Source organism: candidate division Zixibacteria bacterium HGW-Zixibacteria-1 (genome assembly GCA_002838945.1).
Taxonomy (GTDB): domain Bacteria; phylum Zixibacteria; class MSB-5A5; order GN15; family PGXB01; genus PGXB01.
On record PGXB01000066.1, the window covers coordinates 1 to 13,581 of the forward strand.

General features: G+C 47.0%; 12 protein-coding genes. All 12 read right to left on the reverse strand.

All coding sequences use genetic code 11. The features are described from left to right. Positions 1 to 319: 319 nt before the first annotated feature. Positions 320 to 1,027, reverse strand: a complete 708-nt coding sequence (locus CVT49_16000) for a hypothetical protein (protein ID PKK81983.1) — start codon at positions 1,025 to 1,027, stop codon at positions 320 to 322. Positions 1,028 to 1,542: 515 nt separating this feature from the next. After that, the gene (gene gltA / locus CVT49_16005; GenBank protein ID PKK81984.1) at positions 1,543 to 2,949 is read right to left on the reverse strand and encodes a glutamate synthase (NADPH), homotetrameric; all 1,407 of its coding nucleotides are present in this window, start codon (positions 2,947 to 2,949) and stop codon (positions 1,543 to 1,545) included. Continuing rightward, positions 2,946 to 3,803, reverse strand: coding sequence for a ferredoxin-NADP reductase (locus tag CVT49_16010; protein PKK81985.1), 858 nt, complete (start codon positions 3,801 to 3,803; stop codon positions 2,946 to 2,948). The genes gltA and CVT49_16010 overlap by 4 nt, the downstream gene beginning before the upstream one ends. Further along, a complete protein-coding gene (locus CVT49_16015) occupies positions 3,796 to 6,303 on the reverse strand; it encodes a hypothetical protein (GenBank protein PKK81986.1) in 2,508 nt (835 codons plus the stop codon). Before CVT49_16015 ends, CVT49_16010 begins: the two co-directional genes overlap by 8 nt. Position 6,304: 1 nt before the next feature. Beyond that, entirely contained in the window at positions 6,305 to 8,209 is a 1,905-nt protein-coding gene (locus tag CVT49_16020) for an NADH-quinone oxidoreductase subunit F (protein PKK81987.1), read from the reverse strand. Beyond that, the gene (locus CVT49_16025; protein ID PKK81988.1) at positions 8,202 to 8,696 is read right to left on the reverse strand and encodes a hypothetical protein; all 495 of its coding nucleotides are present in this window, start codon (positions 8,694 to 8,696) and stop codon (positions 8,202 to 8,204) included. Before CVT49_16025 ends, CVT49_16020 begins: the two co-directional genes overlap by 8 nt. Beyond that, the gene (locus CVT49_16030; protein PKK81989.1) at positions 8,697 to 9,968 is read right to left on the reverse strand and encodes a ferredoxin; all 1,272 of its coding nucleotides are present in this window, start codon (positions 9,966 to 9,968) and stop codon (positions 8,697 to 8,699) included. Between the two features lie 14 nt (positions 9,969 to 9,982). Further along, complete coding sequence (locus tag CVT49_16035) at positions 9,983 to 10,453, reverse strand: anti-sigma regulatory factor (protein PKK81994.1); 471 nt, start codon at positions 10,451 to 10,453, stop codon at positions 9,983 to 9,985. Positions 10,454 to 10,866: 413 nt separating this feature from the next. After that, entirely contained in the window at positions 10,867 to 11,202 is a 336-nt protein-coding gene (locus CVT49_16040; protein PKK81990.1) for a serine kinase, read from the reverse strand. Between the two features lie 41 nt (positions 11,203 to 11,243). Further along, on the reverse strand, positions 11,244 to 11,768 hold the full coding sequence (locus CVT49_16045) for a hypothetical protein (GenBank protein PKK81991.1): 525 nt from the start codon (positions 11,766 to 11,768) through the stop codon (positions 11,244 to 11,246). 574 nt (positions 11,769 to 12,342) lie between these two features. After that, positions 12,343 to 12,651, reverse strand: coding sequence for a hypothetical protein (locus CVT49_16050; GenBank protein PKK81992.1), 309 nt, complete (start codon positions 12,649 to 12,651; stop codon positions 12,343 to 12,345). 499 nt (positions 12,652 to 13,150) lie between these two features. Continuing rightward, a partial coding sequence (locus CVT49_16055) for a hypothetical protein (protein ID PKK81993.1) occupies positions 13,151 to 13,581 on the reverse strand: 431 nt, incomplete at its 5' end.

The window sequence follows — 13,581 nt, forward strand, 5'->3', positions numbered from 1 at the left end:
GAACTAATCTACTAGACAGGCTTAAAAACCTGAGGGAAGGAACAGTTTCATCCCGGTCCGCTTTAATATATCAATTCCTTTGAGAATAAGATACAAGGGTAGGAGTCTCCTGACTCCTGCCTATTTAAAATCCATTATTCCAGATTTTCCTTTTCCGACAATCCAAATATAAAAAAAGATAACTAAAACGACAATAGAAATTTTATGTTTTTTTGATTTCGGGTTTTTCGTTTGACCGGGGGCTTTGAATGAAGATGTCAGGAGGGCAACCTCACACTTGACCTACTATATCCGGCTAATTTGACGCTTGACACGTGCTTCAGAACAGACGAAAAGCTTGTTGTAGATCAAAATAGATCAGTGTAAGATCCGTTGTGTTGGCAAACCCGTGGACCAATATCGGCAGCCAAAGATTGTAATGGCTCCTTATAAACAAAAGTGCGAAGCAAAGACCCATCACACCGGCGCTAAGAGCTCCGGCCCAATCCTGATACATGTGTGCTATCCCGAATGGGATCGAACTGGCCAGAACAGCGACTGTAGTACCGACGGCATTCCCGCCCAGAAGGAACCGGATCCGGGTTATCATGTAGCCGCGAAATGAAAGCTCCTCCAGGAAGCCACCGATTACCCAGCCAATCCCAAGCCAAACCAGATATCTCGGGAAATCCCCCCTTACGTTATCCACATTGCTCAGGTCCAACTGTGAGCCGGTTATCAGCTCAAACAGAGGATCAAAGAGGATGTTGAATGCCATTTGAAGGGCAACGCCTATGACGGCACCCAGCAGAACTGTCATCGGCCATGATTGAGGACGGGTCAGGCCTATCAACTTTACAGAACCGTCTTTCAGGCAGACAAGCAGGGCTACCAGGGTGATTATTATCGGGATCAAGGCTCCAAAACCGGCGATCAACATTGTTGCAAGTACCATGACCAGCACAATGGCCGCTACACTCATCTTATTGTGAAAGAAAAATGAAGCCAGTTTGGATGGCGGAGATGTCATCAGGCCGTTTTCAGTCATAATATTATCCCACTCTCACAAATTTGAAACGACGACGAGAAATAAAGGTTGTTTTGCTCCCCATCTTCGGTCCAATTTAAGTGAAAATTTACTGTTTTTTTGATAATGCAACCTCAATCTCCGGGCATTTGGATTCAGCCATATTATTACAAAAATCACTAACTACAATCTTGCTTATATGACGGGGCATTATAGCAAAAGTTTCTATATTTGTAACTTATTTCATAAACTCAAATAGATTTCATTTCGGGTAATGGTTTACCTTGAAACCATTTGGCTTGTACCTGACTTGAAACTGATACCATCAGTAAAAACACTACATGAAGAATGAGAAAAATTCGCCGCATGTTCGTAAATTTCGCCGAATCGGCGATCCTGATGTAGAATTCGCGCGCTTCTTATTCCTTGCCGATGGCAAAATCCGGAATATCATTCATTGAATTGAAATCCATTTGCTTCTCTCTGTAATCCGTTTACACACAAATATTTTATAAGGGGAAGTATGCTCTCTGGATTTAACCGGAAGAACACAGGTAATCATGAATGGACCGGGCCGCCTTGCGCCCGGCGCCCATGGCTAAAATGACCGTAGCGGCTCCGGTTGCGACATCACCTCCGGCCCAGATTCTATCCATCGAGGTTTTTCCGGTCTGCTCATCGGCCACAATGTTCCCTTTCTTACCAATGACCAATCCGGGTGTGGTTTTAGAGATGAGCGGATTGGGGCTATTGCCAATGGCACAGACGACGGCGTCAACGGGAAGAATTGTTTCGGAACCTTCGATGGGAATGGGGCTTCTCCGCCCCGAGGCATCGGGCTCACCAAGTTTCATTTTTAGGTATTCGATTTCTTTCACCCAGCCGTTTTCATCTCCGATATAACGGATCGGCAGAGTAAGGAAATCAAAAACGATGCCTTCCTCTTCAGCATTTTCCACTTCCTCCAGGCGAGCGGGCAATTCCTGTCGGGATCGTCTATATATGATCCTGGTTTCGGCGCCTAGCCGAAGGGCGGTCCGGGCACAATCCATGGCGACATTCCCGCCGCCGACAACTGCCACGCGGCGATGTTCCTTTATGGGGGTCCGGTACTCCGGGAACAGAAATCCTTTCATCAGATTCATTCTGGTCAGGTATTCATTGGCCGAGTAGACACCATTGAGATTTTCGCCGGGAATATTCATAAACCATGGAAGGCCGGCGCCGGCGCCGACAAAGATGGTGTCAAATTCGCGAAGAAGACTATCAATAGTTCTGGTTTTCCCGACAACAAAATCGGTGATTACAACGACGCCAAGTTTCTTCAAATAATCGACTTCACGATTGACGATAGCTTTGGGAAGTCGAAATTCCGGAATGCCATAAGTGAGGACCCCACCTAATTTATGAAGAGCTTCAAAAATAGTAACCTGATGACCTAATTTTATAAGATCGCCGGCTACGGTTAAACCGGCCGGGCCGCCCCCGACAATGGCCACTGTCTTGCCGGTAGGGGCGGGAATATCGGGGATTTCGAATTTCCCCTGGGAAGCTTCCCAGTCAGCCAGGAATCTTTCGAGCCGTCCGATCGCTATCTGACCATGCTTTTTTACAAGCACGCAAACGGACTCGCACTGCTCTTCCTGAGGGCAAACCCGGCCGCATACGGCAGGAAGCAAATTCTTTTCTTTGAGAATTCTGATGCCGCCGCCGAAATCATGGGCCGCGATGCACTTGATAAATCCGGGAATATCGATTTCGACCGGGCATTTCCCTATGCAAAGCGGCTTTTTGCACTGAAGACATCGTTCCGCTTCCTGCACCGCGGTATCGATCGGATATCCGAGGGCCACCTCGCCGAAATTGAATTTTCTGATTTCGGGGGATTGCTTCGGCATCTCCCTTCGATTCAAATCGATCTTTTTCTTCTTCGGCTCAGTCATGGCTTTTCTTCCTTGACTTTAAGAGCATGTTCTTCGCAACGACTTGATCTTAATACAACGACTTCTTCTCTTAAGTAAGTTTTTCGGCGCTGCAATAATTCCTTCCAATCGACCTCATGTCCGTCAAAATCAGGTCCGTCAACACAGGCGAATTTTGTATTCGAGCCGACTGTCACCCGGCAAACGCCGCACATCCCCGTACCGTCTATCATGATGGGATTCAGGCTCACGATGGTTTTAACGGCCAATGGCCGGCTGGCATCGGTTCCTCTCTTCATCAGGAACGTACAGCCGTTAATTATCATCCGGTCGATACTCTCCTGGGAAGCTTTCATGACTTCAAAGATTCTACCGACATGCCCGCGGTACCCTTTGGTTCCATCGCGGGTGATTTGAATCAATTTGTCCGAAACCTGCTTGAGTTTATCTTCCCAGTATAATAGATAGGAACTCCGGGCCTCGATGACGATGATGACCCGGTTGCCTTTTTCCTTTAGCGCACGGGCAATGGGAAAAATGCTGCCGATGCCATAGCACCCGCCGACACACAGGACCGTACCGAATTTATCGATTTCCGTTGGATTGCCAAGCGGCCCGACCACAGTGGGAATGTCTGTTCCCGCTCTGACTGCCGCCAGATCGCCGGTCGTTCCACCGATCGTCATTACGGCGGTGGTTATTGTTCCCTTTTCTCTGTCCCAGTCGGCCACAGACAAAGGTATTCTTTCGCCGTCTTCGTTGGCTCGAAGAATTACAAACTGCCCTGGTTTTACCTCACGCGCGACCGCTGGAGCTTCGAGTACCAAAAGGTGAATGTTCGGAACAATCATTCGATTTTCCAGGAGCTTATACATTTTTCTTCCTTATTCTGACCGGATAAGGATTGTAACCGGAGATTTCCCCCTGCGGCAAGGTAACGTGCAATATTCCCGGGGATTGCTCGTCAACTACTCTTGCCGGCCATGTTTTCTCGAACTCGGCGGAAGTTACAATAACCTCGTTTCCGGAAATTAGTCCAAGCTCTTTGGCATCATCAGGTCCGATTTCCAAGAAGTTTTCCATAAGCAAATCTCTAAGACCACCGACATAAGCGGAGAGGGGAAAACCGCGATATGTGTGTTCAATGGCGGAAGTTTGCAGAAGAAAGGGATATTCCATATCGGCCCTGGTTTTACAACGGGCATTTTGCTGATTGGCCATGAATTCGGATATTGATCCGAGCCGAATTATATTTCTTCGTTCGTCATTCACTTCACCGAATTCGCTTACGGAAAACGAAATTTCTTTCTGAATTTCTTCTACGGATGTATACTCAAAACCATTCTTTCCCATCTTTTTGGCTATAAGACTGAGTATTTTCCAATCGGGGAGAACATTTTCGGGCGGATTTACGCCTTTTTTTACACTCTGAAGCCGCCCCTCGCCATTGATGAAGGTTCCGTCGATTTCCGTGAATGCCGCGGATGGAATAATCAGATCGGCCATTCGCGTGGATTCCGGCGGATATATATTTTGAAAGATCGTAAAATCAGCTTTGGTATGGCTTTTAAAGGGGATTTCCCCAATGAAATAGAGGATTTTCAGGGCCCTTCCATTTGAGAGGATAGAGGCGTTCCAGGAGTCCGATATATCCGGAATTTTGGCATTCCAGATTTCACCCAGACGGTCGCGATTTTCGCTGGATGCCGCGGATAAACCTCCCGGCAGAAGCTCCGGGTAAGTTCCCATTGTCAAAGTGCCGTAGAAATTGTTTTGAACCGGCAACAGCATAATTCCGGCGTTAATATTTTGGGCCAGTTCCCCGACGATTTTAAGAATTTCGACACTGCTTTGATAACGGAAAATATCCGAGCCGATCAGGATGACGGCAGCCTGGGCTTCCATGAGCATTTTCGCGGCCGAAGCTACTTCGTCAAAAAAACCGCACGGATCTTCAGGTGGTTTTACTTTTGAAATATTGTCATTTTTGGTTAAATGTAACATTGATTGAATAAGATTAAATTCATGACCGATTTCCGGTTTTAGCCATTTGTCAGCGATGACGGGCAGATTGTGCGGTCGGGAATTGATGGTAATAATTTTTGCACCACGCTTATTTGCCCTTCGCAATTCGACTCCCACGACCGATCTGCCCAAGCGAGTATCCAGCCCGATACAGAGAATTGCGGCAGCTTGGCGGAAATTTTCCAGCGAGGAGGAGTTTATTGCCAGATGGAGATAATTTCTGAAATTCTCTCCATAGTACACCCGGGCCATGGTATCAATATTGTTCGATGCCATTACGGTTCGGGCAAATTTCTGAGCCACATAAAGGTCCTCATTAGTGCAATTCTGTGACACAATCATGCCAAACTTCCCGGAAGGACAGGCAGAAAGATTGCCGGCGGCGACCTCGATTGCCTGCTCCAGAGAAATCTCTGCCTTTAAATCTTTATGGATCTGATATGGCTTTTTGAGGCGTCGGTGGTTATTGACCAGTTCCGGAATGCAGAAACGCCCTTTGACGCACAGTTGCCCATTGTTAATCAGGGGATCTTCATTCGGCAAAACAGAAATAACTTCATTGTCCTTTATCTGGAGGAGAATCTGGCAGCCGACGCCGCATAAGGCACACGTCGTGGTTCGCTCACGATCTTCCTTTCCCAGCCATTTTCGGGTTTTTTCCGATAGGGCGCCGGTGGGACAGACGGAAATGCAGGCGCCGCAAAATTCGCAGCCGGCTTCGATGTGGGTGCGGTTAAAGGCCGGGCCGATAATGGTCCGTCGGCCTCTCTGTTTGAATGTAAGAGTATTGGCCGCACGAATCTCCTGGCACATGCGGACGCATCTTCCGCAAAGAATGCAGAGATTATAATCACGATCGTAAAAGGGATCCGCTTTCTCAATCGGCAGATAGCGGTAGCTGATGGGATAATTAATCTCCTTCACACCGATGATTTTCACGACCTCGGCCAATTCGCACTGCCCATCATTGGGACAATAACGACAGCCGGTGGTCACGCCGGCCTTACGAATAGTACCGGAAAATTCCTTGCACTCATCCTGCTCGTCGCAGATAAGACAACTGCAGGGATGCTCGCTCAGTATCAACTGCAGTATCTCCGACCTTATGGATTGAAGCTGAACCGTACTGGTTCGGACAATCATCCCCTCCGTGACCGGCGTGGTGCAAGCTGTGGGAAAACCGCGAATTCCTTCGACTTCCACAATACACATACGGCAACCGCCGAAAGGAGTCAGAGCCTTATGGTCGCAGAGGGTGGGAATATAAATATTACTCTGTTGAGCGGCCTTAAGAATGGTGGTTCCTGCTTTTACCTGCAGAGGTTGATTATCAATATTTATGGTGATCATTTTAGATCAACTGCTCCTCTTGGCTTTTCCGATTGGATTTAATAATAATGGCATCGCCCGCTATTGCATCGAAACGGCAGATTTCATAACAGGCTCGGCATTTTATACATTTATCCGGATCGAGATTGTGCGGTTCGGCCCTGGGGCCCGTGATAGCCCCGGTCGGGCAGACGCTGACGCATTTCCGGCAACCCGTGCATTTTTCAGGGACCACGCGATATTCTATTAATTCCTTACAAACGGCGGCCGGGCAATGTCTTTCCTTAATATGAAAAAGATATTCGGACCGGAAATAGCGCAACGTCGTAAGTACCGGATTGGGGGCGGTTTGTCCCAACCCGCAGAGCGATCCCCGTTTGACCGTTTCTCCCAGAGTTTGGAGTTTAATAAGATCCTCCGGTTGTCCCTGTCCTTTGGTTATTCTTTCCAGAATTGCCACCATGTGCCCGGACCCGACCCGGCACGGAGAGCATTTTCCGCAGGATTCCTCTTGGGTGAAATCGAGGAAATATCGGGCAACATCAACAACGCAGGTGTCTTCATCCATAACAATCAATCCCCCTGAACCCATAATAGAACCGGCCGCACCCAAAGATTCATAATCGACCGGTGTATCCAGGAATTCCGCGGATAGACATCCTCCTGAAGGGCCGCCGGTTTGGACGGCCTTGAATGGTTTGCGGGAGCCACCGCCGATATCGAAAATTATCTGGCGAAGAGGCGTTCCCAGGGGCACTTCGATGAGTCCCGAGCGGCGCACTTTGCCGACCAGGGAAAATGTTTTGGTCCCATAATTCCCCTGAGTTCCGAATTGCCTGTACCAGACCGCGCCATGGCGCAGGATACTTGGCAGAGTCCCCAGCGTTTCAACATTGTTTATGATGGTGGGTTTGCCGTGAAGACCTGAGATAGCCGGATAGGGGGGACGCGATTTGGGCATGCCTCTTTTGCCCTCAATTGAGGCGATGAGAGCCGTCTCCTCACCGCAGACAAAAGCTCCGGCACCTTCTTTGATAGTGATATCGAAATCAAAGCCCGAATTCTGGATATTTTTACCAAGAAGTCCATACTGACGCATCTGGGCCATGGCTTTTTTGAGTCGCACGATGGCCAGAGGATATTCAGCTCTAATATAGATATATCCCTGCGTGGCCCCGATGGCATAGGCGGCGATCAGGAGTCCTTCCAGGACGCAATGCGGGTCACCCTCGATTAAGGAGCGGTTCATAAACGCCCCGGGATCGCCTTCATCGGCGTTGCAAATCATGTACTTCGTATCGCCGGGAACACCGCGACAGGTTTCCCATTTTTTATATGTCGGGAATCCCGCCCCACCGCGTCCGCGCAGGCCGGCTTCTTTGATTTCGGCGATAACGCCTTCCGGTCCTTTATTAAAAGCGGCCAGCAGTCCCGAATAACCGTCGTTAGCTATATAGTGATCAATCTCTTCGGGATCTATAAAACCGCAATTTCTGAGGACAATTCTCACCTGGGGCTTAAGCATCGGAAGATCAAAAAATCGGGGAATCCCCTTCGTTAATTCGTCCTCATTATTTCCGAAATGACCCAGGGCCATTTGTGCCTGGGGATTATTATTAAGAAGGATTGATTCCAATATCCGTTTGACCTTATTGGAAGTGACATTGGCGTAGCTTATTCGAGGTTTATCGGGTAGCCTAATATCCATAAGTGGCTCGAGGTAACAGGGGCCGATGCAGCCGACTTGGACAATGCGGGCCTGAAGATTATTTTCTGCAAGAACTATTTTGATCGCGTCGAGTATATCTTTTGCTCCGGCGGCCCTGCCGCAGGAAGCGGTACCGACATAGATAACCGGGATATTGCTGTTCTGGAGCTGATCCCATTTTTCCCCGGCATCTTTTTTGATCCGTTCAAAGTTATTCATATTTGTCCAGTATTTCTTTTAATCGAATGACGGTCATACGGCTGCGGATATCATCATTGATTTGAATTACCGGGGCCAATGCACAGCATCCCAAACAGGCCACTCTTTGAAAATCATAGCGCTTATCTTTGGTTGTCTGACCGGGTTTCACATCCAGTTCTCTCCCGACAGCCTCGGCCAGAATCTGACCACCGCGCATGTGACACGCCGTCCCCATACAGACCTTCAAGGAGTTTCGTCCCGGTTCAGTAAATCTGAACTGGGAATAAAAGGAAGCGACACCATAGATCTGGTTTTCAGAAATATGAAGAAAGGGAGAGATGCTCCTGACAGCTTCTTCAGAAATGTACCCATGCTTTTCCTGAATCATCTGAAGAATCGGAATCAGGTCCCCTTCTACACACGCAAATTCCGTTAAGACATCGCGATAATCTTCAAGGGCCATGGGATCACCTTCCTTCCTTGCGGAACGGGGAATCAGGCACAATTAGTCCTGCCCTCCCCCCGCTTGTGCCAAAAAGATACAATCGGTCAGTTTAGCTTCGCCCCGGACGCAATCCTCGGCGAAAGCCATGCATGTGGGCGCTCCGCAACAGCCGCAGTCGCTCTGGCGAAGCCTTTGATATATTCTCTCTCTTTCTTTCATTCTTTTTATAGAGGTTTCAAGATCGGTATCGAAATACTTGGATGGCCGCGGCAGGACAGGATGCTCCAGGTTGAAATAACCATTTTCAAGTTGACGCGTAATATTTTTTTCATCCAGTTCGAGACTGCTTTTATACTTGGCTCTCCGCCTTATACTATTGGCGCGGGCGATATATGGATTCTCAATATTATAGGGGCCGCTGAAACAGCCCAGCATGCAGGTTAGAGCCTCGACGAAATCAACATTACGCAGATGCGAATTTTCGATGTCATCGAAGATCTTCTTCACATGGTCCAGACCGGAGACGGACAGCCAATTCTCCATTTCCACTCCATGGGTTACTCCGCCCAGTATGGCCCAATCGCCGCTGAACACAAAATCCTCAGGAACCTGGCTCAAATCAAAGTTCTCCATAATGCCTGAGATATGGGGGCGAATCACAGAATATGCATCTTTGATCGAAACGGCGACATCTAACCAGGAGTGTGCCTTCTCGGCCGGCTGTTTTATAGATACAGTTTTGGCAGGGCAAGGGGCGACATAGGTGATTCCGATTTCCTCCGGTTTCAGCCCCAATTTTACTGACAACCTTCGTTTTATCTCACGGGCAGCTATTTCGCGGGGGACATCCAGCGGAAGGACAAGTTCCACCAGATCCGGGTATCTCACCTGAATCAACCTGAGAATCGAAGGACACTCCGATGAAATCAATGGGCGCCTGGTCTTATTTTCCTGAAGGTATTTGACCAGGGCTCTGGCCAACATGGAATAAAAAATTCCGACATCGACGACTTCGTCGAAACCAAGTTTCTTTAAAATCAAATGAATGACATAAGGATGGACATTTGGTTCAAATTGCGAATAGAGGACCGAGGAGGGAACGACCACTTTATATTTAAAATTTGATATTTCACTCAGAGGATCGGTGATGGGAATGATAGCGTTTGACGGGCAGGACGAGATACAAGTGCCACAATCCACGCAAAGCTCATTCGATATGACGGCCTTACCGTCTTTTATCCGGATAGCCTGAGTTGGACAGCAACGCATGCATATCATGTGTCCGCGGCATTTTTCCAACAGCACCTTATGTGCATGATAAAATTCGGTCAATTTGTATCCTTTTTTTAACTAAAAGGAATATTCTGAATAAAAAACCTTATTTCCAACCGGGTTCCAATTCCGACCTGGCTCTTAATCGACAGCTCATCAGAGTTTCTCTTTATATTCGGTAATCCCATTCCCGAACCAAAACCCATGGCCCTCATTTCTTCAGTTGCCGTCGAAAATCCTTCCTGCATGGCCAAATCTACATTAGGTATTCCCTTTCCCTCGTCGTCAATTATAACGACGATAACCTCGGGGGTGATGGAAAGACAGACCTTGGCTCTATTGGCATGCATGACCACATTCATTTCGCCCTCATAAGTGGAAATAGCGACCCTTCTGACAAGCACCGGGTCGAATCCGATTTTCTTCAGAATGGACTTGACTTCAGTGGAGACCATTCCGGCACTGGCAAAATCGTTTCCATTAATGTACAGCTCTTGCTTTAAAAGAACCTCAACCGGAGCATTCCTGGTATTTCCGGCATCCATGATATGCAAAGCTCCCTTCATTGCGGCATCTATTCTGACACAAGCATCAAACATATCAAGCTCGGACGAAAGAAGAATCAGATTATTATCTTTGGCAAATTTCAGTGAGCCATCTTTGGGTTTTTTGCCACGGATAAAAACGACACCCTTAAATTCCGCCATATGGGCCGATATAACGGCCTGCTGGGTTGCCAGACCGGTTAATAGAATGGAATTGGCCTTGCCAAATGCCAGGACGTCGCTCATTAAATCAGATGCATAGATATGCTCGACAGATGAATCCAGTCTGTCCTCGGACTCAATAACCGTGGCTCCCAGAGCATCCTTTATCATCCGTATCTCCATAGTTTATCCGTGCATCAGTTATCGATGCCTAAGCCCTTTCCAGAATGTCGGTATGATTGACAAAACCATTATTTAGCCAAGGTACCGAGGGTATAGAGCTTTCCAACCAATTCAAAGGTGGGCAGATTGGTGGAAAAAATGGCAATGTTGTATTTGCTGGCCAGGTCAATGGTATCCTTTGGAACTTCCTTCCCACTAGTGACTATGATAGCTGCCACATCAACCAGATTGGCCGCCGGAATGATACTTTTATGGGTCTGGACGGTCAGCCAGAGATCTCCGGACTTGGCCCCGGCCATGACATCACTGATCATGTCGGAAATGAATACGCCCTCGACACGACGCGATTCGAAAGCGCTTAGAGGTTTCAGGCCTATTTTTTCGATTAAATCCTCGGTTGTCATGAAAAGTCTCCTGCCTTTTTATAAGGAAATACATTCATTTTCTAAAACAAGGGTTTTCTGTCATTGAGTGGCTCAGTGGAAAGCATACCCACGTCATGAATAAAATCTCCCCGACAATGTGCGAGATCTTCAATCAGATCAAAGGAGATAATCTTTATCTTGGAACGTGAAGTATCCCTTCGTTGATTAAAATAGTCGGTCAGCATATCCAGTTTACTCAGAGAAATTGGTTGGCGTCTGTCTTTAAGAAGAAAACTGAAAGCGACAAGAATCCAGGTTTTTTCGGCTTCATATTGCTGCTGCATAATTTCCACTTGGCAGTCAGCCAGGCATCCCGTGCAGTGAAGAAAGCCCATCAGGTCATTTAATTTTTCTATATGGCCGCATTTGGAGCAACGTAAATTGAATTGGAAAGATTGGGCATTTTCAACCCGGCTCCAAAAACAATCGTCCTCACGATACTTGTCACCTAAAATTGGATTGACTTCGGCTGTAAAATATGTCCTCAAGGCATTACAGTGGAAACATTTTTCGAAAACCACAAATCCATATCGAATATCTATCATTTCCCATTGATGATGACATCCAGACATTTTCGTTTGCTCCCTAGTTGGAATTATTCAGGATATTCATTACTATTACTTATCTATTAACAGCGGACGGAAAGCACCCTGATTGCGGAACGGACAAGCTGTAACCAAGAAGCTGCCTTCTGCCGCAAAATTTCAAGAACTGCTTTTTCAATGATGGCAATTAAACCATAAATAATATATAGCTACCAACAGGCAATGTCAATTATATCTTCATCTTAGGTCAATAAATTTTATGAAGCTTTATGATTTTTTAATGCGTACAAAATATATCGGGTTTCCTTTCCCCAAAGTATCAAGAAAAAGATGGAAATTTCAAATGCTTGCCGTTGTCGGCTTTGTAAGCTCCCTCGTACGGTTGACAGGTAAAGAGTGGAGCTTTTGGGATAATGTTGTCAGGAGGTTCACATGAGACGGTCACGCTTCAGCCAGACACAGTTAGTTGGAATATTGAATCAGGGTAATACCTGTCCGAAGGTATTAGAGGCCTACCCCAAGCATGGGATAAAACCGGACCTGCTTTGACTTCTATATTAGACAGCAATTGAAATTACCCGACCCGCAGTCCGGCAATTTTTATAGCGCCCCGGTGATACCCGTCAGGGAAAAGCATTTCAAGCTCATCCAATTCAATGCCATTTATTTCACAAGTTTCATAAACCAGCGGGCATTTCCCGGTTTTCTTGAACGTATCATGAATAAAGTGTATGATTTTCCAATGATCTTCCGACAAGTCACTGATTATACCGACTTTAGGAGCCATACCCCTTGCAAAATCTTCATCCCATTCATTGAAATTAGACAGAAACTCTTCCGTGTCCACAGTGTATGTCTTGTTTCCGAACTTAAAAATTCCCATGGCTTCTCCTTAATAAGAAAAAGGCTGATCTTATATCTACTCCAGTACTTACCTTTTATTCTGGCTCGCAAACCTGTCTTGAATCCAATCATTCTTTTGCAGTTGCTCCCCGCAACTGACACCACCGCCAACTTATCCTGATGGGAACAGGAAAAACATCCTGCAGATCTTTGACTTTACCTGATACCATAGAGACCGGCCACCGGTAATTTATAGAATAGAGCTGAAATATAAATGCGGCCCCGGTATCACTCTCCCCAAGCTTTTGTGAACTTCCGATTCCCGATCCGATTGCACTGGCGATGGTTGGCGGAATGCATTGGAAAACAATAATATAGAGAGATGGCCATGGTTGGGTGGTAGGGCCATTGGACCTGTGTAGGTCTAGAAGAATGACGATATTCGAGCAGTAGCCCCGCACCGTGGGTTTAATCTTCTATTCCGAGGCTTCTTTCAGCTTATGATTACACTTGTGTTCTTTCAAATCCACTTGCCGATACTAGCCGGAATATGCCCATCGGAGAAAGGTCTCTCCAAAGAAACCCACGGTCAACATTATGGCAATTGCTAATGCCTTCTGTTCCCAAGAGAATCGGAAATTGCTACTAAAAATGAAGAATCCTATTGCTGCAGCGGGCACCATTAGCATAAGAACGCCCTGGAAGTATTGTAGGGCAAAGCCTAACACTATTCCGGCGACGATGCCCGAGGTAATTGCATTCCCCCACTCACCACCTTGTACCCGAACCTTAAGCTCCTCTTTATCGAGGGGCTGAAGTTCCTCTACGGGCCGGCTCAAGACAGAATCAATTTCTCTTATGATGTCATCCCTTTGGTCTTCCCCTAAAAAAATGGACACATAGTTAAGATAGGGTAGCCGCCCGTTCGAAGTCAACTGGATTTTTAAAACCCAGGCTCGAATGACGGCGT

What these genes read in the sequence shown, in the direction of transcription:
- CVT49_16035 (PKK81994.1), bottom strand. Translation starts at nt 10,453, where the DNA reads ATGGATGCCGGAAATACCAGGAATGCTCCGGTTGAGGTTCTTTTAAAG.
- gltA (PKK81984.1), bottom strand. Translation starts at nt 2,949, where the DNA reads ATGACTGAGCCGAAGAAGAAAAAGATCGATTTGAATCGAAGGGAGATG.
- CVT49_16045 (PKK81991.1), bottom strand. Translation starts at nt 11,768, where the DNA reads ATGATAGATATTCGATATGGATTTGTGGTTTTCGAAAAATGTTTCCAC.
- CVT49_16010 (PKK81985.1), bottom strand. Translation starts at nt 3,803, where the DNA reads ATGTATAAGCTCCTGGAAAATCGAATGATTGTTCCGAACATTCACCTT.
- CVT49_16015 (PKK81986.1), bottom strand. Translation starts at nt 6,303, where the DNA reads ATGATCACCATAAATATTGATAATCAACCTCTGCAGGTAAAAGCAGGA.
- CVT49_16050 (PKK81992.1), bottom strand. Translation starts at nt 12,651, where the DNA reads ATGGGAATTTTTAAGTTCGGAAACAAGACATACACTGTGGACACGGAA.
- CVT49_16020 (PKK81987.1), bottom strand. Translation starts at nt 8,209, where the DNA reads ATGAATAACTTTGAACGGATCAAAAAAGATGCCGGGGAAAAATGGGAT.
- CVT49_16000 (PKK81983.1), bottom strand. Translation starts at nt 1,027, where the DNA reads ATGACTGAAAACGGCCTGATGACATCTCCGCCATCCAAACTGGCTTCA.
- CVT49_16040 (PKK81990.1), bottom strand. Translation starts at nt 11,202, where the DNA reads ATGACAACCGAGGATTTAATCGAAAAAATAGGCCTGAAACCTCTAAGC.